This window comes from Meishania litoralis (assembly GCF_042611095.1).
GTDB lineage: Bacteria > Bacteroidota > Bacteroidia > Flavobacteriales > Flavobacteriaceae > Meishania > Meishania litoralis.
In genome coordinates this window covers 1-26,404 of record NZ_JBHFPV010000004.1, presented here as the reverse complement: position 1 = coordinate 26,404, position 26,404 = coordinate 1, and the positions used below count along the sequence as shown (strand labels likewise).

Genomic DNA, 26,404 nt, shown 5'->3' with positions numbered 1-26,404 from the left:
TAATTTACAAATCTGTCTTTGTTGTCTACAAATATAAAATGGTGTTTTTCAAACAAAACGGTGATAGGATGTTTCCTATCACCGTTATTCAAAGTTTATACTATATATATCCTAATCCTAATAGGCGGGATCTTGTGTTAAAGTAGGTACTCCTTCCTTGAAAGAGCGATCAATGGCCTGGGTCGGAATAGGAAAATACTCATGTTTACCCTTAGTAAAAGATTTACCGGCCATATACTGGCGATGTTGTGACTCACTAGCGATATAAGCATTAAGTGTTTCTGCTGCAATTCCCCAACGTACCAAGTCCCAAAATCTATGGCCTTCCATAGCGAATTCTAAACGAGTTTCAAATCGAACTGCCTTACGGGCCGTCGCCTGATCAGTCCATGGTGTGCTGTATTGTGATATCTCATAATTGGCGGCAGCTTCACCATCAACAACGGTAAAATCGTTACGATCGGAACCTTGAATAGTTCTTGGCACCCAACTATCAGGATTCGAAGCCCTCTCACGAATCAAATTGACAAGTTCACGGGCCCTTTCCAAGCTTCCTATCTCGACCTCAACCTCGGCTAACCAAAGTATAACCATTCCCAAGCGCATGTAGCGATAATTGTTTGCAGTAAGATTACCCCAACCACCTATACCAAACCCTTCTGGTTCAGCAACATGCTTTTTTGAGAAAAATGGCCCAGCATATGACAAATCACGAACAAAGTCTGTCTGATAAATCTTGAAGCCCTTGTACAAAATTCCAGGGCGACCTACCGTGTGGTCCAACCTTGGATCCAAGGTTGTAGTAACAACAGAAGTTCCATCTGCATTGGTATCGGGCGAAACATCATTAGCATCAAACGTGTCAAGCAATGGCAATCCATCTTCAGTCTGGTAGGCATTTACCAAGTTTTGAGAGACCTGATAGAAACCACAGCAACCCCAAGGATCAGTATATGGGTGCGCAAGGCCCATACCTCTACTTGATGCTTGATCGGCCGCACTACTGACCGCATATTGAATTTCAAAAATAGATTCTGAATTATTTCGTGTTGCGACCAAGAAGTTGTCTTCAAAATCAGCTACCAAACTAAAAGGCCCATTATTTAAGATATCTTCCAATAAAGGTTTAGCCTCCTGCAGCTTAGCAGTATTCGCAGAACCATCTTCATTCCACCCTTGATACATTTTTGACTTTGCCAAAAAAGCTTTTGCCGCCCAACTGGTAGGTCTCCCTACATCAGATTGTGTATCGGGCAGTACGGCAATGGCCGCTTCGAAATCAGCTTCGATTAAAGGCCAGATTTCACGGTCATTGGGCACCAATGTGCTATTTACGTCATTGATGTCAAAAACATCATCGCCAATATACGGAGGCATTCTCCACATCTTACGAGCTTCCATATGAAAAATACCTCTCAAAAATCTAGCTTCGGCAATTATTTGTGCCTTTTCGGCATCACCCAAGCCCTCTATGGCGTTTGCAGAAGTAATAACATCATTTGTTCGAGCCACGCCTTTGAAAAGCGACCTCCATCGGTTATTAATATGTCCATTAAACGCTTGAAAGTCATATGCCTCTATAAAAGATTGCTCTGGCTGGTCTCCTGCATCGGTACCTTTCAAGGCATCATCGGAAGCTAGGTTAAAGGCCCAATTTTCCACAGTTACATTCCAATCTGCAGTTCCATCAAGACCAGAACCATCAATCATTGCATAGGCACCTATCAATAAACTTCTCACACCCTCTGGGGTCTGCAAGCTGGGCTGGCCAAATTGGCCTTCTGGCTCGCGGGTCAAAAATTCATCATTGCACCCCGTAATCAGGATCACCAATGCGATGAACATCGTTAAAATTGATTTGTTCTTCTTCATTTTTACTATCATTTATGTTTGTTAATTTTCTTGAAACGAACCATTTTCTGTCCTACTTACTTATTTTCAATTCGTAAAACATCGATTCATTCCGTTTTCATGCAATTATTATTTAAAGCTAACTCTTAAACCAAGAGTATAAGTTCTTGCGACCGGCATGTAGCCTCCATCAAAACCAAGTGTATCATCATCTCTGTTAGCCGCCTGAATCTCAGGGTTAAGACCTGTATACTTTGTCCAGGTATATAAGTTCTGGCCTTGTGCATATATCTGAAAGTTTGAAATACCTCCATTGCCCAAAAGCTTTTGAGGAAGTGTATAGGTCAAAGAGACATTTTTCAGCCTAAAGTAGCTTCCATCTTCGATAAAATAGGATGAAGGCCTACTACTCACCTGATCGTTCGCATCCATAATTGGCACAGTTGCGTTAGGGTTCGCAGCTACCCAAGTACTTGGGTCTGCATTACGGTCTGTTGGTTGCCAAGCTTCATATAATGCTCTTTTTGAACGGTTACCTTGAAAGGTATTAAAGTCGGCAAAGTATCTCACATAATTATAAATATCATTCCCCTGAGAACCGTTACCAAAAACGTTTAGTGCCAAATTTTTGTAGCTCAAATCCAAATTGATGCCATACGTAAAATCAGGGTGTGGGCTACCAATAATGGTGCGGTCATCGTCATCGATTACACCATCTCCATTGACATCGGCCACCTTCAATTTTCCTGGCGCATTGTAGCTTCCGTAAGCAGGCCATGCATCTGCCTCAGCCTGTGATTGAAAAAGACCTACTGTCTTGAAACCATAGAAGGACGAAATAGGAGTTCCTGCCTCTGTTACCGTTAAAGAAGGCACACGAGAACCGTCACCGAAAAGACGGGTGTCGGCATTTTCACTCAACTTATCAACCTCATTCTTGTATTGTGACAAGTTAAAGCTGATTCCGTAACTCCAGTCTTCTCCAACACTATCATCCCAAGAAATATTAAGGTCTATACCCTTATTGGTCATTTGACCTACGTTGAAGAAGGGAGCCGATGCATCACCAGCACTATATGTAACCGGCGACTGAAACAACATGTCGGAGGTAACCCTATCCCAAATGTCCAAATTGAAATTCAATTTTCGATCTAACATCAATAAGTCAATACCAAAGTTGTTCGATGTTGTGGTCTCCCACTTCGCATCAGGATTTCCAAATCCAGAAGCGTCAAAACCAATTGTAGGGGCACCAGTCGAGCCATCGATGGGGTATCCTGCATTGAAAATATTAGAACGATAAGTAGTAAAGGCATTGTAATCACCAATTTCTTGGTTACCGGTTTTACCCCAACCGTAACGCAACTTTAATTCATCGATCCAATCAACATTTTCCATGAACTTCTCGTCACTGACACGCCAACCCAAGCTAAAGGCAGGGAAAACAGCGCTTCTTGAAGCCGCTTGAAACCTTGATGAAGCATCGTTCCTAATCGTGAACTGTGCCAAATATTTACCATCATAGTCATATTTGAACTGACCGAATTGCGAAAACAAGGAAAAATCCCTGAATGAGGCACCATCATTGCTAGCTGTCGTGGCATCCCCAAGTCTTAAATACCTCAGAATGTCCGTGGTTTCAAAAGCGAACTGATTTCTACTTGCATTAAAGAACTCACCATAGGCCTGAATACTCTCGATACCCACATAGGCATTGAAATTATGAACCTCATTGAAGGTTTTATCATAGGTCAATACCGTATTCCATTGCCATTGGTATTCATAGGCATTATCAGATGTAGAACCATTGATAAAGTTACCCTCAACATACTCTGGCTGTGGTCTGCGCAAATTGATTACCCTTGAGTTAGCCGCATCGATTCCAAAACTTGTTTTTACCTCTAAATTATCCAAGATATCGTAAGACGCGTAAACATTACCGAAGACCCTAGACCGATATCTTCGATCATCTTGATCCCTGTGCAATACGGCATAAGGGTTGAAATTGTTTCCTAGGTTCGCCCCTCTACTTCCTGCGAAATTACCGGCGATATCATAAATCGGCAGCAACGGGTGATGCTTGTAGGCTCCAGAAACGGTGTTCTGCTCCGAGTCATTGGAAAACCCTCCCTTTCTATTGTCAAAACTTACCGTTAGGTTCTCTCCTATCGCCAGTCTATTGTTTAAGGCCCTGAACTCGGTATTTGCACGAATCGATGTTCTGTTATACCCAACAAATTTGGTAATCGCATCTTGGGCGAAATGGTTCAAAGTAAATGCATAACGAGCACTTTCCGTGGCCCCGGATGCCGAAATCTGATAATTCTGAATAGGCGCAGAACGCGTGGTTTCTTTCCACCAATTAGTATCGGCAGATCTAGTTATTGCATAAATATTTCCAGGCTCCAATGCATAGAGACTTGGATCCACACCTGGATCGCCTTCAAAAGCACCACTTGGAAAAACATAATCAGGAATGATGACCCCGTTCGGCCCAAATGTATACTGGCCGTGACCAGGAGACTTTCCTGCATAAAGATCCGCCAAGTAGAGGTAAGAACCCAATTCTTCCGCATTAAGGGCCTCTACATCCTCCGAAGAAGATTGTGTGCCATAAAATGTTTCAAAGCTGATGACAGGCTTACCCATTTTACCTTGCTTCGTGGTAATAATGATTACCCCATTAGCGGCACGTGAACCATAAATCGAAGCCGCGGACGCATCTTTCAGCACCTGCAATGATTCAATATCGCCAGGGTTCAAATTAGCCTGAGAACGCGAAGGCACCCCATCAATTATATATAAAGGATCGTTGTTACCAATTGTACCGAAACCGCGAATACGGACCGTTGCCTCACCACCGGGTGTAGCATCGTTTACAATTCCAATACCCGCAGCCCTACCTTGCAACTGCTGGGCAAAGGTAGTGGCCGGAACGGCTGTCAACTCCTCGGCGTCAACGGTAGCCACCGAACCCGTAACATCTCTTTTCGTCTGAGAACCATAACCGGTCACAACTACTTCGTCAAGTGCAGCGGCATCTTCCTCCATAATTTGGTCGATTGTGGTTTGTCCGTTTACGGGAACTTCGACAGTTCTATAACCAATATAGCTAAAAACCAAAATGCCATCGGAACCCACATTGTCCAACGTATAATTTCCATCAAAATCGGTTTGGGTACCATTGGTCGTACCCTTTACAATAACATTGGCTCCCGGTAAAGGACCAGTTTCATCCGAAACGGTTCCGGACACGGTCTGCGCTTTTGCCAGCCCGAAGCATAAAAATGCCCCTAAAAGCAAAGAACTTTTAATCAATTTAATCTTCATAAAAAGTTGAGTTTTAAGTTAGTTAATACTGCAATATATTAAAATTAAAGTATTCCCACTTGTTAACACAGATCAATTTCCCTGTTCTCATAAATAGGAATACAATAATCCTAAAATTTTGCTAAAATTAGAATAATTCTTTTAAAAAAAAATCATGAAGTGCCTTTTAACACCAATTTTCTACAAAGAGTTATAAAATTTATGTCCTTTAAAACTTGATTCCTACGTCAAATGGTTCTGGCAAAAAGGTCTGAATTTCTTAAAATGTTAATTATTGACAAAAAAAGCACCTTTAAATATTTTATTTAGGTGTATTATACAAAAGTGAAAAAATTGTCAAACGACCAATTTCAATAAATTTCCAAATCTTGAATGAAAAGCTTGATTATTGCCAAGTAAAAGATATGTCTTTGACATCAGTTCATTTACAATTAAATAATCTGTTTCGACCCCAATCATTGTGTATTTCCCACACATTTTAATCCAAAGCTTCAATCACAAAAATATACAGGTTGCCCAGCCATTATATCAATTTGTTTTTTAATACTTTTCACGAATCAAAGTACTTCAAAGCTAAGTCCAGTTCGACCGAAATCCACAGAGCATTAGAAAGACGTGAGAGATGACTACAAAGATGAAAATTTAACCTTGTAGCCCAACAATTAGTAATAAAAAAATTAGAAGTAATATCACAGCTATAAAAAAACGACCCGCCAATGGCGGGTCGTTTTTGTGGGCAATGAGGGACTCGAACCCCCGGCCCCCTCGGTGTAAACGAGGTGCTCTGAACCAACTGAGCTAATTGCCCATAAAAAGGTGTGCAAATATAGAACAGTTTTGGATACACCCAAAAGAAAAAAAGAAAAAATCACACTACCTCGGCCACAACGAAAGTGCTTCCACCCACGAAAATGAAATCGTTTTTTTTTGCGTTTTTCAAAGCAGCCGTAAATGCTTTATCAACCGAGGAAAAACCTTCACCTTTAAGCCCTATTTCTGCAGCTTTTTGTTCTAAAATGGCAACATCAAGCCCTCTTGAAATATTCGGGCTTGCGAAATAATAATCGGCATTCTTTGGAAAAAGTGGAAGTATGGTATCTAAATTTTTATCCTTGACAAAACCTAGAACAATATGGAGTTTATCATACTTCTGTTTTCTAATTTGCTCCAAAACCAACGATAGCCCTTCACTATTATGCGCAGTATCACAGATTACTTTCGGATCGTCTTTGAGCATCTGCCACCTTCCCAAAAGCCCTGTATTCTCCACAACTTTGAGAAGGCCTGATCTTATTTCTTTTTCACGAACCTTTAGACTTTTTAGCTCCTTGACGGTTGCAATGACGCCCTTGACATTTTTGTGTTGGTACTCCCCTAACAATGATGTATCGAACGCATGTAAAATTTCTTTTTGGGCAAATACAAGTCTTGCGTCTTTGTCTTTGGCAACCGATTCGAATATCGAAGCCACGGCATCTTGATATTCACTAATTATTACAGGTACTCCTTCTTTAATAATACCGGCCTTTTCCCATGCTATTTTTTGAAGTGTATCGCCCAAAAAATCGACATGGTCCATACCTATGTTCGTAATCAGGCAAACTTCAGGCACGATAATATTGGTGGAATCCAAACGACCGCCAAGGCCAACTTCGATGACCGCAATATGAACCTTGCCCTCGGCAAAATACTGGAAGGCCATTCCGACGGTCATTTCAAAAAAAGACAGCTGCCTTAATTCAAAAAAAGATTTGTTTCGCGCCACGAAATCGATGACGAATTTTTTGTGAACAGGCTTGCCATTGATCCGAATACGTTCGCGGAAATCCTTTAAATGGGGCGAAGTGTACAATCCGACCTTATAACCGGCCTCTTGAAGAATGGATGCCAACATATGACTGCTCGAACCTTTACCATTGGTTCCGGCTACGTGGATGCTTTTAAACTTTGTTTCAGGATTTCCCAAATACTCTGAAAGTGCCTTGATATTGTCAAGCTTTCCGGTGTAGGCCGTCTTACCTTTTTGTTGGTACATTGGAAGCCTGGAGAACATCCAATCAAGCGTCTCTTCGTAGGTCACTCGCCCAGTTTGAAATTGACCACTACGAAACCTATTTGCTGGCTGGGCGCGTTGGAATCGAGGTTCCATTTGTGCATAAAAGCGGTTTTCTTAGCTGGCTCCAGAAGACAGGACGCAGTGTTGGTTGTACCTTTTACGCCCGGTTCCGCCTTGACAACGTTTCCATTTTTGTCCACCCATATTTGTACCACAACCCTTCCCGCTTCATTACATTCTTGCTGAACCTTACCCTTACTTACCAATGACCGGCCATTGAGTCCATAACCGCCCGTACCACTTCCTGAACCGGGGCTGCCATAATAACTTGTTGCATAGGGATCCCCGTCAGGAGAGCCCTTATCACCGGCCCGATCATCATCTCCCTCACTACCCGAGGCGCTACCATCGGATTTGTTCAGACCGCCCATCAACTCGTCCAATTTTTTCTTTTTGGCCTCTTGTTCCTGTCTTTTTTTCTCTTCAGCCCTGCGCTGCTCTTCAGCTTTTCTTTCTGCTTCGGCCTTTGCTCTTTGAGCCTCGGCCTCCTTTTTGCGTTGAGCTTCCCTAGCAGCATCCTCTGCCTTTCTTTTGGCTTCTTGGGCCTGCTTTATTTTAATGGCCTCCTCATTTTCTTGAGTAAGCACTTGTTCGGAAGGGGCTTCTTTCGGTACAGTTTCCTCCGGTTTTTCTTCAACGACTTCCTCCACAGTTTCCTCGACTACCTCTTCTTGTTTGGTCGGTTCTACAGGCGGAGTATCCAATGGTTCAGAACGTATTTTTTCCTTGGGTTGTACTTGACCACTACCAAAATCGGTCGTACCGAAATTAATGGAGATTCCATTTTCGATGGGCGGATCCATATAGGTAAGTCCAATGTAGAATAAAACAAGTAGGAGTACACTTAACAATAATGTTGTAAGCGTAAAGGATTTTTTCTTGTGTCTCGTATCTAAGAACGACATGCGCTAATTGGGTCGCACTGCCAAGATAACCTTATAATTGTTACGGTTCGCAATATCCATGACGTTGACGGCCTCCTTAATAGCAACGCTTTCTTCGGCCCTCAAGATAATGGTAGGTTTGTCTTGACCTTCAAGTGCTTTTTTTAATTCAATTTCTATGTATTCACCGTTGATTCTCTCGTTGTTCACAAAATATTGTAAGTTCTTATCGATACTTACCGAAACATTCTGGGTATTGGTCGATTTTCCCTTTGCCTTGGGCAACAACAGATCCAATGCATTGGGTGAATTTGCCGTCAGCATGAAAAATATCAACAACAGAAAAACGATATCGGTCATCGATGACATGCTGAAATCAGGACTCACCTTATTTCTTCCTTTCAATTTCATACTCAGGGATTAAAGCGGTTCATTCAACAAATCAAGGAATTCAACCGCATTGGCCTCCATTTTATGAACGACCTTGTCGGTACGGTTGACCAAGTGGTTATAGCCCATATAAGCGATAATTCCAACGATCAATCCGGCTACCGTAGTCGTCATAGCGGTATAAATGCCCGATGCCAAAGATCCCATTTCAGCTTGACCTCCACTTGTGGCCATTTCATGGAAAGCCAAAATCATGCCGATAACGGTTCCAAGAAAGCCTATCATAGGTGCCGCACCCGCTACTGTGGCCAAAATGCTCACATTTTTCTCCAACTTATAAACTTCCAATGTTCCCGCATTTTCAATTGCGGTATTTATATCATCTAACGGCTTACCAATTCTAGACACTCCTTTTTCGGTCAATCGGGCAACAGGTGAATCTGTCTGGGCACATAATATTTTGGCCGCCTCCAATTTGCCGTTGGTCACGTGGTCACGAATTTGGTTCATGAAGTTACTATCGATTTTGGAAGCCGCATTGACCGCCAGCAGACGTTCAAAGTAAATGTAAAGTGCTACGGCCAGCATAATGAACAAAACGGAAATAATTACGATACTCCCGGTACCGCCGTTAAAGATCAAATCCATGACCGAAAGGGTCTTTTCTTCAGATAGTACTTCGCCTGTAGTTGGGTCAGTGGCAAGGTCTTGCATCAAAAACATATAATTTCTCTTAGTTGATTTGCCCTTATAACGGTATTTTATCGATTAAATTATGCGTTCAACACTAAATTTCGCATCAATATAAAAGCAACCGCGCCACCAATAAATCCGAGGAACGCCAACCAAGCGATTTTTTTAAGATACCAAAAGAAGTCTATTTTTTCCATGCCCATGGCTACGACTCCTGCGGCTGAACCTATTATCAACATGCTACCGCCCGTTCCGGCCGAATAGGCAATAAAATGCCAGACCGGATCATCGATCGGCACCGAGAACATACCCATGCTGGCCGCGACCAAGGGCACATTGTCGATGACCGCAGAACCGATGCCTAAAATCAAGACCACAAGATCGGAAACATGTTCCCCAACCGATTCTGTGCCCAACATAGGCATGGTTTGGTCCAAACTTTCGGCAAAATGGAAAAGCAATCCCAAAGATTCCATTGCCGCGACCGCCATCAATATTCCCAAGAAAAATAGAATACTGGGCAGCTCGATTTTTGAAAGCGAAGCATGAACCGGACTATGGTGCCCATGCGAATCGCTCTCACCGGGAATATCGACCGCATCGGAAATCGTGAACTTCGAATTACTATAGATCTCGGCAAAAGTCGCAACGACGGCCAATGAAAGCATCATGCCAACATAGGGCGGCAAATGGGTAATCGTTTTGAATATGGGCACGAATACTATGGCTCCCAAGCCCAAATATAACATGGTCGAGCCGAATCTCGATTTGGGTTCTTCCAAAGTATCCATATCGCCTTCGAGCTCACCTTTAAAAGCTGTATAACGACTAGCGACCAATACGGGAACAACCATACAAATGATGGAAGGAAGTAGTACATGTTCTATCAACTGCAATGCGGATACCTTATTTCCAATCCAAAGCATCGTTGTGGTAACGTCGCCAATAGGTGACCACGCCCCTCCTGCATTGGCTGCAATTATGATCATACCCGCAAACCAAAGCCTGGTATTTCGATCATTGATAACTTTTTGCAAGATCGTGATAAGCACTATCGTCGCGGTCAAATTATCTATTATGGCCGAAAGAATAAATGCCAATATTGAAAAAAGCCATAACAATCTACGCTTGCTCTTCGTTCGTATAAAACCCTTGATCGTAGCAAAACCATCAAAATAATCGATGATTTCCACTATTGTCATTGCCCCTAATAAAAAGACAAGGATCTCGGCCGTCTTGCCCAAATGATGCAATAGCATTTCATCCAAGTGGCTCGGTTCCAATTCCTTAAGATCCGCATTGACCTCGAAGACCGGCATATGTGCCAAAGCGATAATCGCCCATAAAATAGCCATCATGGCCAAAGCCGGTATCAGCTTATCGATTTTAAGGTTATGTTCCATGGTTATCGCCAGATAACCCACAACAAATACAATTACAATGATGGTTTCCATATTCGGTCGGTTTTAGTGGTCCGCTTGAAATATATCAAATATTGATCAAAAGAACCTATTCGTCAAATCAGTTGTTTCAGCGCAATTTCAAATCCGGTTTTGCTCAAATCGGTTTTTGAAGGATTCTGCCTAAAGATATTTAAAATTGCTTTTCTAATGGTATCGGAAGTGTCATTAAATATTAAATTATCATCGATACCCACCCTTTTTTCCATAAAATATGCAAAAACACGGGCCATACCACAGTTTGAAATAAAATCAGGAATAAGGCTTACGCGTTCGTCGGTATATTCCATAATAGGGCCAAAGAAAATTTCCTTATCGGCAAAAGGCACATTGGCACCACAAGAAACAACCTCGAGCCCCGTATCGATCATTTTGGCAATCTGTTCCTTGGTTATGAGCCGGGAAGCTGCACAGGGCAAGAATATTTCCGTCGGTAGCGTCCAAATGCGTTCATTGATCTCTTCGAAAGGAATCATTTGGTCCGCATCGGCCATCAAGTTATTTCCTTTTTTATTGAGAAAGAAAGATCGTATTTCTTCAAATGAATAACCTTCTTCCTTAATGACCCCACCGGCACGGTCGATAATACCCACGACCTTTGCCCCCATTTGCGCCAAATAAAAGGCCGCCGCGCCACCAACATTGCCGAAACCTTGTACTACGGCCCTTTTTCCCATAACATTTCCGCCAAAAATATCATAATAATGCCGTACCGCTTCTGCAACGCCAAAACCGGTGATCATATCGGCCACCCTATATTTTCTTGAGATATCGGGCGAATACTTCTTGCTTTCCAATGCTTTGATAACACCCAGCCTCAGTTGCCCGATCCTGTTGATCTTATCGGCCTCGGTAGGTTTGAAATGTCCGTTGAAAACCCCTTCTTGCGGGTGCCACACCCCTGCATCTTCCGTTATGGGTATGACCTCGTGGATTTCATCTACATTTAAATCGCCCCCTGTACCATAATAACTTTTTAGCAAGGGTGCCACCGCATTGTACCATCTCTCAAGCACCCCTTTTTTTCTAGGGTCGTGCGGATTGAAATTAATACCTGATTTGGCACCACCTATCGGGGGGCCCGACACCGTGAATTTTACCTCCATTGTCTTGGCCAATGAGAGCACTTCGTTCATATCAAGGCCCTCACGCATTCGTGTACCGCCGCCTGCCGCGCCGCCGCGCAGTGAATTTATGACCGCCCAACCTTCGGCTTCGGTTTCGGGGTCCTTCCAATTGAAAACTATTTCGGGCTGTTTGTCTTCATATAACTTGAGTAATTCCTTCATCTTAGTGATTTAAAATAAAATTATGGATTATTCGCCCCTTGGACGATCTAGCAAATCTCGATTATCATTTTTTCCCCTTGCGGGGCTAATGCTGTCTCATAATTTTTTTTATTAAATCGATTATCGAAGCTTGGCGAACAAATATAAAAATTTGGAGCTGTTTATTCGATATGTGTAAAAGCAAAAACCATTGAATTATTCTTAAAACCTGACCATATTGTCTCTTGAATTTTCAAACATACCCTTATCTTTGCATCACTGACTAACAATTCCTCAAGATTATGGACTTTACACTTTCCGAAGAACAATTGATGATACAACAAGCCGCAAGAGATTTTGCGCAGAACGAATTGCTTCCCGAAGTAATCGAAAGGGATGATGCACAGCGTTTCCCTTCTGAACAGGTTGCAAAAATGGGCGAACTTGGTTTCTTGGGTATGATGGTAGACCCGAAATACGGGGGAAGTGGGCTGGATACCTTGTCTTATGTGCTCGTTATGGAAGAACTTTCTAAGGTCGATGCGTCGGCCTCGGTAGTCGTATCTGTCAACAATTCGCTTGTATGTTATGGTTTAGAAGCCTACGGAACGGAAGAGCAAAAACAAAAATACCTGCCTCGATTGGCAACTGGTGAGACAATAGGAGCCTTTTGTCTGTCCGAACCCGAGGCAGGAAGTGATGCCACTTCCCAAAAAACGACGGCAATCGACAAAGGTGACCATTATATCTTGAACGGCACCAAAAATTGGATAACCAATGGAAGTACGGCCGGGATCTACTTGGTAATCGCCCAAACCCATGTGGATAAAGGCCATAAGGGCATCAATGCACTTATTGTTGAGAAAGGTGCAAAGGGTTTTGAAATCGGCCCAAAAGAAAATAAACTGGGCATTCGAGGAAGCGATACCCATTCGCTTAATTTCAACGATGTAAAAGTACCCAAGGAAAACCGAATCGGAGAAGATGGCTTCGGATTCAAATTTGCCATGAAGACTTTAGCGGGAGGGCGAATCGGTATTGCCGCCCAAGCTTTGGGAATTGCGGCCGGAGCCTATGAACTGGCAAAAAAATACGCGAAAGAAAGAAAGGCGTTCGGCACCGAAATAGCCAATCACCAGGCCATAGCCTTTAAATTGGCCGATATGCATACCCAGATCGAAGCGGCGCGACATTTGGTCTACAAAGCGGCATGGGATAAAGATAATGGTTCTGACTATGATCTTTCAGGGGCCATGGCCAAACTTTATGCATCACAGGTCGCAATGGAAACGACCATAGAGGCAGTGCAGATCCACGGCGGAAACGGTTACGTAAAGGACTACCATGTCGAGCGATTGATGCGTGATGCCAAGATTACACAAATCTACGAGGGAACTTCGGAAATTCAGAAAATCGTTATTTCACGTAACATACTAAAAGGTTAAAATTGCATTGTGGCAACTTCTAATCATTGACACTTCAACAGCCATACTGCCCGTAAAACTTAATACCAACTGACTTTTAAAAGCTGTAATGCTTCAGATTGAGACAGTGAACAATTGCCAATTTGTGCAATCTTTACGTAATCAATAAAACATCAGGTTTGCCAATAATATCTTATCGCCATGAGCATTTTCAACATATTTACAAAATAAAGAGGCTACGTCATCCTGATATTGTTCACACATAATACATCTGTGAATCATTAAGAAAAAGAGGTAAGGGTGTTTTCAAAAATTCTTATCTTATTTCCCCGTGATTAAAAAATGCTTTAAAATTGATTCAGATTTTACTTCAAAAGGATTGGTAAAAAACAACTATAATATTGGCTCCACATCGTCTTCTCAATGGTGTCAGCATTACATAAAAGCTATACTTGTAATGCTTTTTTTATTGGCATCATCATGCCATTGTTTATCCCAAACCAATCAGAGCTGCGAAAAAATCAACTTTAAAAACATTGGCCGCCGACATGGACTACCAAGGGACTTGGTCTATAGTGTTTCAAAAGATAGTACAGGTTACCTATGGATTGCTAGCTTAAACGGTATTAATCGATACAATGGAAAAGAATTCAAAGTTTATGGCATTTCCATGATCAGCTCAACGGATGAGTTTGTGAATGACCAGAAAATCTATACAGATAGATTAGGTCGAATATGGTCTATCGTTGGCAATAGACCACTTGCTATTTACGACAAAGAATCTGACAGTTTTGACGATATAAACGCTATCGATAAGGCCAAATGTATGATTCAAGCCAAAAATGGAAATTACTTCATTGGCACCGTCGGAAATGGTCTATACTCGATAAACCAAAAAACCAAGGATACTTTACAGCTCTTGAAGAGACAGGAAATTCCTGAACAAATCTTTGAGATTATCGAATACAAAGAAAATATATTTGCCTCTACGACAAACGGCATCGCAAAGTCTGAGAATGGCAAGTTTAGCTGGTTGAAGATACCGTCGCAAAACCCCAATGGATATAGTGCCATAACCTCTTCCGAAGAACACGGCGTTTGGCTGGGTACCCGCAAAAATGGCTTATACAAACTCAATGGCTCCGAGTCAGGAATTGAAAAATTCGAAGGGTTTGAGCACTATTCTTTTTCAGACGACCTAGAAATAGTCGACCTGTTGTTCGATAGCGATCACAGTTTATGGGTTTCTACTAATGGACAAGGTGTTTTTTTGATTGATCTTAAGAAAGAGAAGATCAATCACTTGACAAATAACAAATATGACAACAACAGTCTTCTATCGAACAAAACCTTAATGCTGTATGAAGACTCCCATAAGGGTATTTGGATTACCAATACCAGGGGCATCAGTCTGTACGACCCCTTTTTATTTAAATTCAATCGGCTTACTCAAAATGAATTACCACATGATCTCACAATGTCGACCATCACTGAAATCCAAAAAGATTCTGAAGGTCATATATGGCTTGCTTCAATGGAATCTGGAATATTCAAAATTGATGGAACAACAGGAGACATAACTAGTTTCAATAACGAAAACTGTGGCCTGACCGGTAATGGAATTCTATCTATGGAGTTTATAGGAAAAGAGCTATGGGTCAGCAATACTGATTCAGAAATTCAGGTTATGAACTATGACCAAAACGGGGTATTAAAAAATGTCGGCACAAAAAAAGTACTAAATTCTTGGGTCGAAAAAATAAAGAAGGATTCTGAAAATAATATTTGGCTGCAAATAGCCAATAATGGTTTGGTGAAATACGATCCAGAAAGCACGATTCCGCCAGTTATAAGAATAGAAGCCGAAAACATAAATACATTCCCTTCAAAAAAGATATTCGATTTTAAAGAAGGTAACAACAAGAAAATGTGGATAGTTGGCGATGAGGGACTTTTTAGCTATGACTTAAGATCTTCTAAAATTGAACATTATGATCTAGATCTTAACAACTACTCGAAGATATTACCTTTTGAGGATAATACTTTATGGATATGGAACCACAACTCTGGCCTTCTCAGATACGACCCTGAGAAAAACAAAACAACATTGAAATACGATTTTATACCAGAATTTACGGTGCAATCAATCAATCATCACAATGAATGGTTTTGGTTGGCATCTAGTCAAGGTATTATAAAAATACCTGAGCGCACAGGAGAATTGTTCAAATACGATGACCAACAGGACCTTCAGTCTCTTGAATTTACTTTTGCCAACTATTGGGACAATGAAACCCAAACTCTTTACCTTGGTGGCAAGGAAGGCATCAATTGGTTCAAACCTGACGAAATAACTGAAAATCCATATGCCCCAGAAACGGCCATAGATAAAATAAACCTTTTCAACAACCCGATAGACGGCACGGTAAGAACAGATTTCGAATATGACCAAAACTCCTTCACTTTTGAAATATCTGCCCTACAATTTTCATCTCATGACAAAAACAAATTCAAACATAGGCTATTGAACTATGATGCGGATTGGGTCCATAGCCAAAATAAATCTTTGATAAGATACTCTAACCTTCCACCTGGAAAATATGAATTTCAAGCACTTAGCGGTAATTATGACAATATATGGGACCTTACTCCCGCTACCTATAAATTTGAAATAAAAAACCCTTGGTACTTGTCAAAGACCGCAAGGGTTACCTACGGTATCGCCTTTTTGTTGTTGATATTCTTGATATATCAGTATTTTTATTCAAAATGGGAACTACAATCCAAATTGAAGATTGAATTTCAAAGGTCTGAACACTTAAAAGAACTGGATAAGCTCAAAAACCGTTTGTACATCAACATCTCACATGAGTTTAGAACGCCGCTTACATTAATTTCAGGACCAATCGAACGTCAGCTACAAAATCCTGATAACCCAGAAGGCCTTAAAAATGATCTTCAATTAGTTGATAAAAGCACGAAAAGACTACTTAAGCTTGTAGATCAACTTCTAGACCTTGCAAAGTTGGAAAGTGGAAATCTGAACATAAGGGCAAAAGAGGTTCAAATTTCTTCGTTCTTTAAACAGATTATGAGCCTTTTCGAGTATCAAGCCAAGCAAAAAAAGATAAACTTTGAATGGCATTCAAATGGGTTGGGCAAGGCTTGGATAGATTTGGATGTACTTGAAAAGATAGCGGGCAACTTACTATCCAATGCATTCAAATATACACCAATAGATGGCACAATTCTGTGCCAAGTAAAAACGGTAGACGATCAGCTCATTCTAATTGTTATGAACAACGGTGTTTCTATCTCTCAAGAAGAAATACCAAAACTCTTTCGGCGCTACTACCAAAAGGAAAGTACAAAAGACGGATCGGGGATCGGGCTATCCTTAGTAAAGGAACTCGTACAATTGTCACATGGCACCGTCAAGGCAGAATTAATTGTAAACGGCCATATTCAATTTACGGTTAAATTACCCATCTCAAAGCACGCTTACGATCAACATGAGATTGAAGAACATAGTTCGTCATTGGTTACTTCGACCCCATTCACAAACCATAAAAATGATGATACCCCTAGTGTGCCAAATACCGAAAAACCGGTATTACTGATAGTTGAAGATGATGAGGACATTCGATCTTTCCTTAAGTCCTTATTCAAGGAAAGGTATAAAATTAAGGAATGTACCAATGGTGAGGACGGATTTGCGTCGGCACTAAAGTTAGTTCCTGACATCATACTTAGTGACATTATGATGCCAAAGTTGGATGGCGAAAAAATGACAAAAAAGTTAAAAAACCATGAACTCACAAGTCATATTCCAATAATTCTGCTTACTGCGAAGTCTGGAAATCCCAATGAGATTTCGGGGTTAAGATCAGGTGCGGACGATTATATTACCAAGCCCTTTAAAGTAGAGGTGCTAAATCTAAAAATGGAGAATTTAATGAGATTGCGCAATAATATCAAATTGAAATATCGCCAAGGGTTTGTTTTAAAAGATATACCCTTTTCTGACATGGACGAGGCCTTCTTAAAACGTCTTCAGCAGATTCTAGATGAGAATATTATGAACCCGCAATTGTCTTCTAAAGATCTAGCAAAAAAAATGAATGTTAGCCGCACACAACTACATAGAAAACTAAAAGCACTCGCAGGCAGATCAACTACTGAATTTATAAGAAACAATCGTCTACAACTTGCAATAAAGCTTTTGGTCGATTCTCGTTTGACCATAAAAGAGATAGCCTATAACGTTGGCTTTAACACACCCTCCTACTTCGTTACTTCCTTCAAAAAAGACCTTGGCGTCACACCTTCAACTTATCGTGAACAACACAGACGTTCATAACATGAAGGTAACATTGTCAAACTAGTTTGAAACATATTTGAAAGGCAACGACGAGGCACTTCCTTAGCTTTGATATATCAAGTTTAACCAAAATCCAGTATGAAGAACAAAGCAATCGCAGTTTCGGCAGTCCTCCTTATCTATCATCTCTTATTTGCTCTTGGTTGTTCTAAAAATAACGACCTGCAAACAACAGATGAAACCGAGGCAAGTTGTGATGTCGCAGGTATAATCGACAAAGACATAGTCGGAGCATGGACTGGAGAAATCTATTTCAATTCAAATTCTACCGCGTACCCCCAGACGCACAATTTCAAAGATAACGGAACTGTACTTGCCTCTGGGGAAGGCGTTCCATCATTAAATGGTTGTTGGAGAGTATCAGGTAGTAATATTAGTTACATTGGTTCAATAAACTATAATGGCAGTACAATTAGAGCTTCTTTCCAGGGAAGAATAATAACTCCGGACAGCATCTACGGAACACATAGCGGAGACAACGACGAAAGCGGTACAATATGGATGGTAAGGTAAATTACGACCAACAGGCCCATTGGCCAAATGCTCGCCTGTACAAAGAAGCCTAAAGTTCTATTATGAAAGTTGAGATATCAACCTAATCAAATTAATTTCTGAATCCAGATTAATACGCGGCGTACCCAAACGCGATGAGTGTATTATCAATATCTCAATTATTGGCGTCCGAAATTTCGGAATTCAAGATTTTTTAATGTTTTATTACAATCGTTGCGTTTTTTGTTGGATTATAGCCAAAACAGCATAAATAATTCAACAAAAATGATATTTTTATAGGCTTGGAATGCCCAAAATGGGCCTTGAAAGTAAATATATTGTATATGGTATTGAAGGAACAAGGATTGTATTTGCCCGAATTTGAACACGATAATTGCGGTGCCGGTTTTATCTGTAGCCTAAAAGGCGAAAAGTCGAATGACATTATTCATAAGGCTTTGGAAATATTGGATAAACTCGAACATCGCGGTGCGGTCAGTGCTGATGGCAAAACAGGTGATGGGGCCGGTATCCTCATCGATATTCCCCATGACTTTTTTGTCCAAGTATGCAATTTTGAACTTCCGGAACCAGGCCACTACGCCGTAGGCAACATATTCATGCCCCAAAAAGAAAATCAGCGGCAGTTCTGCATCGATATTTTTGAAGAAAATATCGAGAAACAGGGGCTTCGACTTCTAGGTTGGCGCGATGTACCTGTAAACCGTACGGTACCGGGCCGAATTGCTATGGAGACCGAACCTTTTGTAAAGCAGATTTTCATTGCCAAGGAAAATGAAGGGCAAGACGACTTCAATTTTAATCTGAAGTTGTACATAGCAAGAAAATTGACCGAACATGAGATAATAAATTCTAAATTATCTGAAAGCGGATTTTTCTATGTACCTAGTCTTTCAACCAAGATTATTATTTTCAAAGGGCTTTTGATGCCCAAGGACATCAGCCTGTACTACAAAGACCTTATGGATCCAAGGGTAGTGACACGGTTGTCATTGGTGCACCAGCGCTTTTCGACCAATACTTTCCCTACTTGGGATCTAGCCCAACCGTTCCGGTATATGTGCCATAACGGTGAAATCAACACCTTGAGGGGCAATGTTTCGCGCATGAAATCGAGAGAAGAACTATTAAAAAGTGAATGGTTCGGCGATGAGATAAAGAACATACTACCGATAATTCTTCCTAGAAAATCAGATTCGGCCACAATGGACATGGTGGTGGAACTTTTATTGATGACAGGGCGCTCACTTCCAGAAGTGATGATGATGTTGGTACCTGAAGCTTGGGAGAAAAACCCTGATATGTCTGAGGCAAAAAGGGCATTTTACGAATATAACTCCTGCTTAATGGAACCATGGGACGGCCCGGCTTCGATTCCCTTTACCGACGGTAATTACATCGGTGCGGTATTGGACAGAAACGGACTGCGACCTTCTAGATATTCGGTTACTAAAGATGGTTATGTTGTCATGTCATCAGAAACCGGTGTACTTGACATCGCCCCTGAAAACATCGAGTTTCACGGGCGGCTCGAACCAGGAAAAATGTTCTTGGTGAATATGGAAGAAGGCCGAATCGTCAATGACGAGGAAATCAAGGAAGAAATCGCCTCGCGACATCCTTATAAAAAATGGCTTGACAATAATCTGGTACATCTTAGGGATATACCGTACAATGATTGCCCGCTATTTCTTGGCGAAGAGTCGGTTGAAAAAAGAAAGTCGGTATTCGGCTATACCCTAGAAGACATCAATACCATTATCCTTCCGATGGCGCAATACGCGAAAGAGCCCATTGGCTCAATGGGTTCAGATACTCCAATAGCCGTACTATCGCAACGCCCACAATTGATCTATAATTATTTCAAGCAACTTTTCGCACAGGTAACCAACCCCCCCCTCGATGGTATACGCGAAGAGTTGATTACCGATATCAGTCTGACCTTGGGCGCCGATCAAAACATTTTTAACATAAATGAATACCACTGTAGAAAATTAAAAATACAGAATCCCGTAATTTCAAAAGAAGACCTTGACAAGATCAAGAACTATGATTCAAGCCCTGACTATAAGGTGGTATCAATACCGATTCTATACACAGTCGAAAAAGGACACAATGGTTTGGAAGATGCCCTTGAATCGATTCTTGACCAGGCCTCAAGGGCCATTGACGAAGGTGCCAATATCATCATACTTTCAGATAGAAATGTCAATAAAGACAATGCACCAATTCCCGCATTGCTTGCCTGTTCATATGTCAATAGTGGCCTACAGCGTCTAGAAAAAAGGTCTAAGCTTAGTATTATCGTCGAATCTGCCGAGCCTAGGGAAGTACACCACTTCTGTCTACTTTTCGGGTTTGGGGCCAGTGCGATCAACCCATACTTGGTCAATGAGATTATTGGGGAACAAATCGAAGAAAACGACATCACCGAATTTACATTTGACGAGGCCATCAAAAATTACAACAAGGCAATTGGAAAGGGTATCTTAAAGGTAATGAACAAAATAGGGATCTCAACACTCAACTCGTATCGAGGTTCACAATTGTTCGAGTGTATTGGTATCAACACCAAGGTAGTCGATAAATATTTTCCGAATACCCCGACAAGAATACAGGGTATCGGGCTTTATCAGATTGAAAAAGAAATCGCCAAAAGGCATCAAAAAGCATTTGCCAAAAAAGAAGTTGCCGCAAATTTAGATTTGGAAATCGGCGGGGAATACCGCTGGAGACGCGATGGCGAAAAACACATGTTCAATCCGCTTTCGGTGGCAAAACTGCAAAAGGCCGTTCGGGGCAACGAACCCGAAACCTATAAGGAATTTGCAGAAATGGTCAATGGGCAATCAAAAAACTTAATGACCATTCGCGGGTTGTTCGAATTTTCGAATTATGACCCTATTCCGATAGATGAAGTAGAACCGTGGACAGAAATTGTAAAACGCTTCAAGACCGGGGCCATGTCATATGGATCCATAAGTAAAGAGGCCCATGAAAATTTGGCCATAGCCATGAACCGTATCGGTGGTAAAAGTAACTCGGGAGAGGGTGGCGAAGACGAAGAAAGGTTTTATAAAAATGCCACGGGAGACTGGCGTAACAGTGCGATCAAACAAGTGGCCTCAGGGCGTTTCGGTGTGACTTCGAACTATCTGACAAACGCGAAGGAAATACAGATCAAGATGGCACAAGGTGCAAAACCTGGGGAAGGAGGGCAACTGCCCGGCCCAAAGGTCAATCCTTCAATTGCCAAAACTAGAAATTCAACACCTTATGTGGGGTTGATCTCGCCGCCGCCCCATCACGATATCTATTCAATCGAAGATCTATCGCAATTGATATATGACCTTAAATCAGCGAATAGAAAAGCTCGAATCAATGTAAAACTGGTTTCCGAGGTGGGTGTAGGCACCGTCGCGGCCGGGGTTTCAAAAGCCAAGGCCGATGTCGTATTGATTTCGGGATCCGATGGAGGCACCGGAGCATCGCCTTTGACCTCGTTGAAACATGCAGGCCTTCCATGGGAATTGGGCATTGCCGAAGCGCAACAGACCTTGGTAATGAACGATTTGAGAAACCGCATTGTTTTAGAGTGCGACGGGCAATTAAAAACGGGTCGAGATGTTGCGGTAGCATGTCTTCTAGGAGCCGAGGAATTCGGTTTTGCCACGGCGCCTTTGGTCGCATCGGGTTGTATCATGATGCGCGTCTGTCATTTGAACACCTGCCCGGTCGGCATTGCAACCCAAAATCCCGAATTGCGCAAAAAATTTGAAGGCAAGCCTGAGCATGTAGTGAACTATATGTACTTTGTTGCCCAAGAGCTTCGAGAGATCATGGCGCAGTTAGGCTTCCGAACTGTGAACGAAATGGTGGGCCAAGTACAAAAATTGGATCGTAAAAAGGCCATAGACCATTACAAATCAGCCGGAATCGACTTAACCCCGATCCTGCACCAGGTCGATGTTCCGAAGGGAACCAAATTTTACAACACCGAAAAGCAAAAACACGATGTCGACAAATCAATCGAATTTGAGATAATCGCAAAAGCGAATCCGTCGTTGTTCAGAAAAGAAAAATTGAGTCTTGATTTTCCGATACACAATACAGATCGTGCGGTAGGAGCGATTATTAGCAATGAAATATCAAAAGTTTATGGCGCCCAAGGGCTTCCTATCAACACATTACGGTTGAATTTTACGGGCTCCGCAGGACAAAGTTTTGGGGCCTTTGCCACTCGGGGACTGACATTGACCGTAAACGGGAACACCAATGATTATCTCGGAAAAGGACTATCAGGCGCGAAATTGGTCATTAAAGTCCCCGAAGGATCGACCATTGTGCCCGAGGAAAATATCATTACTGGCAATGTAACCCTATACGGCGCCACAGCCGGAAGAGCCTACATCAACGGTAAGGCGGGTGAGCGCTTCTGCGTTCGTAATTCTGGGGCCAAGACCGTTGTTGAAGGTATCGGTGATCACGGTTGCGAGTATATGACAGGGGGTGTTGCCGTTATCTTGGGCGAGGTAGGAAGGAATTTTGGGGCCGGTATGAGCGGTGGCATTGCCTATATCTATGACAAGAACAAGACCTTTGAAAGAAAATGCAATAAGGAGGCATTGAACCTTTTACCCGTTCAGAAAGCCGAAGACATCAAACAGCTTAAAGATCTTATAGAAAGTCATTACAATTATACGATGAGTCCTTTGGCGCAACGCATCCTTGAGAATTGGGAAAAATGTCTTCCTGATTTCATTAAAGTCTTACCCGAGGAATACCGTCAGGCACTCATACGATTGGAACAAGAAAAATTGCAAACCATATAATATCGATACATGGGAAAGATTACCGGATTTTTGGAATTCGATAGAAAAGTTGAAGCTTATTCACCTGTAGAGGAACGTGTAAAAAACTATAAGGAGTTTACCTTGCCCTTGAAGGAAAAAGAACTTAAGGAACAGGGGGCGCGATGTATGGATTGCGGCATTCCCTTTTGCCATAGTGGATGCCCTTTGGGCAATTTGATTCCCGATTTTAACGATGCCGTGTATCGTGGCAAATGGGTAAAGGCAGCTGAAATTCTCCATGCGACCAACAACTTTCCTGAATTTACGGGAAGACTTTGTCCGGCTCCTTGTGAGGAGGCCTGTGTGCTTGGTATTAACGAAGACCCCGTCTCAATTGAGAACATCGAAAAAAATATCGTTGAAACGGCCTTTAAAAAAGGGTGGGTGGTCGCCAAACCTCCTGTAAATCGAACAGGTAAAAAAGTTGCTGTCGTAGGTTCTGGCCCTGCCGGCCTTGCCGCCGCACAACAATTGAACAGAGCAGGACATTTGGTCACCGTTTTTGAACGTGATGAAAAACCGGGCGGGCTGTTGCGATATGGAATCCCTGATTTTAAATTGGAAAAACATATTATCGACCGAAGACTGAAAATTTTAGAGGAAGAAGGTATCGAATTTAAATGTGGAATCCATGTCGGTGTAGCTATAAAAGCGGATAGTCTAAGGAAGGATTTTGATGCCGTGATCTTATCGGGAGGTGCCACAGTGAGAAGGCCGCTTTCAATTGAAGGTGCCGAACTAAAGGGGGTGGTACAAGCCATGGATTTTCTGGCCCAGAACAATAGGCGTGTTGATGGTATCAAAAACCTTGGCGAAGAAATAAAAGCCACCGATAAACATGTAATCGTAATCGGTGGAGGAGATACCGGATCTGATTGTATCGGTACCTCTTTTCGCCATGGTGCAAAATCGGTTACCAATTTTGAAATCATGCCCATGGCCCCTGAAGGAAGGCCCGAAAACCAGCCTTGGCCTTTTTGGCCCATGCGATTGCGAACTAGTTCTTCGCACAAAGAAGGAGCCGAAAGGATATTCAGCATTTCCACCAAAAAATTCATAGGCGACGCTTCAGGAAATTTGACGGGTTTGGTTACCTCCGAGGTGGAATGGGTCACTGTTCCCGGACAAAGACCCCAGTTGAAAGAAGTCGAAGGCACCGAAAAAGAGTGGAAATGTGAATTGGCCCTTTTAGCCTTGGGGTTTACGGGCAGCGAGACAACGATTGCAGATCAGCTGGGCCTTCAAATAGATGCCAGAACCAATATACAGGCCACCGAAAACGATTACAAGACCAATGTACCCGGTGTTTTCGTGGCTGGTGACCAACGGCGAGGACAGTCACTGATCGTTTGGGCCATATCGGAAGGAAGACAGGCGGCGCACCATGTGGACAAATATTTAATGGGGGATTCGGCATTGCCATTAAAAGGGGATGGAGATTTGCCGAGGATTTAGGGAATAAGAAAATTAATCTTCGGTAACCTTACTCCCCCACCAGTCTTCATTGGGTTCAAAATTTTCGGTCTGAAACTCCATACGCTGGGCCTCTAGTGCCGGCCATCTTTCATCAATAATTGTTTGACGTCGATTGGCGGCAAGAACGGAATCATATTCTGGGTCCGATTGCGGCATGTTGGCATTGACGCTTGTCAGCCAGTCGAACAGTTTTTTACTAAGGGTTTTGGCCACATCGGCATGTTCTTTGATTACGTTGCGCTGTTCGCCGACATCGCTTGCCAAATCATAGAGTTCCTCAGTGCCGTCTTCCCAGTAATGAATAAGTTTCCATTTGCCTTCCCTTATAATTGATGAAGGATTACCACCCTGATTCCCATAATGTGGATAGTGCCAATACAAAGGGCGTTCTATATCCAATCGCTTTCCTTCCAAAAGAGGTTTAAGGCTAATCCCGTCCACATGCTGTTCAGGCAAAAGCTCGATTCCCGCCAAATCAAGTAGCGTGGGATAAAAATCGGCCCCGGTGACCGGAAAATCATTTTCGAAACCATTATTGTCCAACCATGGTACTTTTATAAAATAAGGTTCCCGAATACCACCTTCCCATTGATATCCCTTTCCGCCGCGCAGTGGCAGGTTCGAAGTAGAAAATGCATCGCCTGAGGCTACCCCTCCATTATCCGAAGTAAAGACCACGATTGTGTTCTTCTCCAAACCTGCATCTTTCAAAGTCTGTAGTACAACGCCCACGGCATCATCCATACTCTCCACTAACCCGGCATAAATCGGATTATCCTGAACTTGTCTTATAGGCAGTACCCGTTCCATTATGTATCCTTTTTCCGCAATGCCCCGAGCTTCGGCCTTATCCCTATATTTTTGCCATTTTTGTTGCGTGGTCTGAATAGGACCATGAACCGCATAGAACGAAAGAAAAGCAAAAAATGTAGTATCCTTATGCTGTTTGATAAAATCTGCTGTTTCTTGGGCCAGTCGCATTGAAAGATTTTCGCCGTCAATTTTATTCGCTAATTTTGGATTCTCCCAAGGAGAAAAATAGCCTCCCATAGGACTCCCCTTTTCCCAACCACCCTTGTTGATATCGAAACCGTGATCTTCAGGATAAGACCCCTCATTACCTAAATGCCATTTACCGGAAAAAAAAGTAGTATACCCAGCAGCCTTCATAGCTTCGGCCAAGGTTACTTCATCATTTGGCAAGCTATGTACGTACTCAGACGGAAGCAGTTTATCATGACGGTTATGTTTTCGCCACGCGGTACCAGAAGCAGCACCGATCCAATCGGTAATACCATGTCTTGCCGTAAATTTTCCGGTCATGATCGTTGCCCGAGAGGGACTACATACCCTACTTGCCGCATAGCCTTGGGTGAACATCATACCTTCTTTGGCTATTCGATCAACATTGGGGGTTTCGTAGAATTCACTTCCCGTAACACCTAAATCGTGAAGACCAAGGTCATCGACCAAAATAAAGACAATGTTGGGTTTCTTTTCAGATTGAACTCCTTCTGTTTGACAGCCCGTAACGAGCAAAAACCCCAAAATTAATATTGTATGGAAATAAATGGCTTTGAACATTTTATTCGTTTTGGAATAAAAATAGTAAAACCCTGTTGTTTTTTTGGACTCCTGTGAAAGTAAGAATTTGTTTACTTCGGATATAAAACAAAAAAAGCCCCTTACAGTTATGTAAGGGGCTTCGAGGAAGGCGGCGACCTACTCTCCCACCTGGTGTGGCAGTACCATCGGCGCTGACGGG

Annotated in this window: 14 protein-coding genes and 1 tRNA gene; 5 read left to right on the top strand and 10 right to left on the bottom strand. The window is 42.2% G+C overall.

What is annotated here, in order from left to right:
• Positions 1–117 precede the first annotated feature (117 nt).
• The 9 genes from ACEZ3G_RS13750 to ACEZ3G_RS13710 form a co-directional block, all read right to left on the bottom strand.
• Positions 118–1,872: a RagB/SusD family nutrient uptake outer membrane protein gene (locus ACEZ3G_RS13750; protein WP_432426091.1), complete on the bottom strand. Its 1,755-nt coding sequence runs from the start codon at positions 1,870–1,872 to the stop codon at positions 118–120.
• Positions 1,873–1,980: 108 nt separating this feature from the next.
• Positions 1,981–5,181, bottom strand: a complete 3,201-nt coding sequence (locus ACEZ3G_RS13745) for a SusC/RagA family TonB-linked outer membrane protein (RefSeq protein WP_432426090.1) — start codon at positions 5,179–5,181, stop codon at positions 1,981–1,983.
• A 733-nt stretch (positions 5,182–5,914) separates the two neighbouring features.
• Positions 5,915–5,989: transfer RNA gene (locus tag ACEZ3G_RS13740), tRNA-Val, on the bottom strand.
• 60 nt (positions 5,990–6,049) lie between these two features.
• The gene (locus tag ACEZ3G_RS13735) at positions 6,050–7,261 is read right to left on the bottom strand and encodes a bifunctional folylpolyglutamate synthase/dihydrofolate synthase (protein WP_432426089.1); all 1,212 of its coding nucleotides are present in this window, start codon (positions 7,259–7,261) and stop codon (positions 6,050–6,052) included.
• Complete coding sequence (locus ACEZ3G_RS13730; protein ID WP_432426088.1) at positions 7,258–8,202, bottom strand: energy transducer TonB; 945 nt, start codon at positions 8,200–8,202, stop codon at positions 7,258–7,260. Before ACEZ3G_RS13730 ends, ACEZ3G_RS13735 begins: the two co-directional genes overlap by 4 nt.
• A 3-nt stretch (positions 8,203–8,205) precedes the next feature.
• Entirely contained in the window at positions 8,206–8,592 is a 387-nt protein-coding gene (locus ACEZ3G_RS13725) for an ExbD/TolR family protein (RefSeq protein WP_013992279.1), read from the bottom strand.
• Between the two features lie 9 nt (positions 8,593–8,601).
• Positions 8,602–9,294: a MotA/TolQ/ExbB proton channel family protein gene (locus ACEZ3G_RS13720; RefSeq protein ID WP_432426087.1), complete on the bottom strand. Its 693-nt coding sequence runs from the start codon at positions 9,292–9,294 to the stop codon at positions 8,602–8,604.
• Between the two features lie 50 nt (positions 9,295–9,344).
• Positions 9,345–10,718: a sodium:proton antiporter NhaD gene (gene nhaD / locus ACEZ3G_RS13715; RefSeq protein ID WP_432426086.1), complete on the bottom strand. Its 1,374-nt coding sequence runs from the start codon at positions 10,716–10,718 to the stop codon at positions 9,345–9,347.
• 62 nt (positions 10,719–10,780) lie between these two features.
• Entirely contained in the window at positions 10,781–12,013 is a 1,233-nt protein-coding gene (locus ACEZ3G_RS13710; RefSeq protein ID WP_432426085.1) for a Glu/Leu/Phe/Val dehydrogenase dimerization domain-containing protein, read from the bottom strand.
• A gap of 281 nt (positions 12,014–12,294) precedes the next feature.
• On the opposite strand from ACEZ3G_RS13710, the gene ACEZ3G_RS13705 reads away from it, so the two are divergent.
• From ACEZ3G_RS13705 to ACEZ3G_RS13685, 5 genes are all read left to right on the top strand, one after another.
• Positions 12,295–13,437 (top strand): acyl-CoA dehydrogenase family protein, encoded by a 1,143-nt coding sequence (locus tag ACEZ3G_RS13705; RefSeq protein ID WP_432426084.1) that lies wholly within the window; start codon positions 12,295–12,297, stop codon positions 13,435–13,437.
• Positions 13,438–14,086: 649 nt separating this feature from the next.
• Positions 14,087–17,776 carry a hybrid sensor histidine kinase/response regulator transcription factor gene (locus tag ACEZ3G_RS13700; RefSeq protein WP_432426083.1) on the top strand — a complete coding sequence of 1,230 codons (3,690 nt, stop codon included), beginning with the start codon at positions 14,087–14,089 and terminating at the stop codon, positions 17,774–17,776.
• Between the two features lie 99 nt (positions 17,777–17,875).
• Complete coding sequence (locus ACEZ3G_RS13695) at positions 17,876–18,310, top strand: hypothetical protein (RefSeq protein ID WP_432426082.1); 435 nt, start codon at positions 17,876–17,878, stop codon at positions 18,308–18,310.
• Positions 18,311–18,633: 323 nt separating this feature from the next.
• Positions 18,634–23,142 (top strand): glutamate synthase large subunit, encoded by a 4,509-nt coding sequence (gene gltB / locus ACEZ3G_RS13690; protein WP_432426081.1) that lies wholly within the window; start codon positions 18,634–18,636, stop codon positions 23,140–23,142.
• Between the two features lie 9 nt (positions 23,143–23,151).
• A complete protein-coding gene (locus ACEZ3G_RS13685; RefSeq protein ID WP_432426080.1) occupies positions 23,152–24,618 on the top strand; it encodes a glutamate synthase subunit beta in 1,467 nt (488 codons plus the stop codon).
• A 12-nt stretch (positions 24,619–24,630) separates the two neighbouring features.
• On the opposite strand, the gene ACEZ3G_RS13680 is transcribed toward ACEZ3G_RS13685, so the two are convergent.
• A complete protein-coding gene (locus ACEZ3G_RS13680; RefSeq protein WP_432426079.1) occupies positions 24,631–26,223 on the bottom strand; it encodes a sulfatase in 1,593 nt (530 codons plus the stop codon).
• Between the last annotated feature and the right edge of the window lie 181 nt (positions 26,224–26,404).

Bases quoted from the DNA above. Each gene is read 5' to 3' on its own strand.
- ACEZ3G_RS13750 (WP_432426091.1), bottom strand. From the start codon at position 1,872: ATGAAGAAGAACAAATCAATTTTAACGATGTTCATCGCATTGGTGATC.
- ACEZ3G_RS13745 (WP_432426090.1), bottom strand. From the start codon at position 5,181: ATGAAGATTAAATTGATTAAAAGTTCTTTGCTTTTAGGGGCATTTTTA.
- ACEZ3G_RS13730 (WP_432426088.1), bottom strand. From the start codon at position 8,202: ATGTCGTTCTTAGATACGAGACACAAGAAAAAATCCTTTACGCTTACA.
- ACEZ3G_RS13725 (WP_013992279.1), bottom strand. From the start codon at position 8,592: ATGAAATTGAAAGGAAGAAATAAGGTGAGTCCTGATTTCAGCATGTCA.
- ACEZ3G_RS13720 (WP_432426087.1), bottom strand. From the start codon at position 9,294: ATGTTTTTGATGCAAGACCTTGCCACTGACCCAACTACAGGCGAAGTA.
- nhaD (WP_432426086.1), bottom strand. From the start codon at position 10,718: ATGGAAACCATCATTGTAATTGTATTTGTTGTGGGTTATCTGGCGATA.
- ACEZ3G_RS13710 (WP_432426085.1), bottom strand. From the start codon at position 12,013: ATGAAGGAATTACTCAAGTTATATGAAGACAAACAGCCCGAAATAGTT.
- ACEZ3G_RS13705 (WP_432426084.1), top strand. From the start codon at position 12,295: ATGGACTTTACACTTTCCGAAGAACAATTGATGATACAACAAGCCGCA.
- ACEZ3G_RS13700 (WP_432426083.1), top strand. From the start codon at position 14,087: ATGATCAGCTCAACGGATGAGTTTGTGAATGACCAGAAAATCTATACA.
- ACEZ3G_RS13695 (WP_432426082.1), top strand. From the start codon at position 17,876: ATGAAGAACAAAGCAATCGCAGTTTCGGCAGTCCTCCTTATCTATCAT.
- gltB (WP_432426081.1), top strand. From the start codon at position 18,634: ATGGTATTGAAGGAACAAGGATTGTATTTGCCCGAATTTGAACACGAT.
- ACEZ3G_RS13685 (WP_432426080.1), top strand. From the start codon at position 23,152: ATGGGAAAGATTACCGGATTTTTGGAATTCGATAGAAAAGTTGAAGCT.
- ACEZ3G_RS13680 (WP_432426079.1), bottom strand. From the start codon at position 26,223: ATGTTCAAAGCCATTTATTTCCATACAATATTAATTTTGGGGTTTTTG.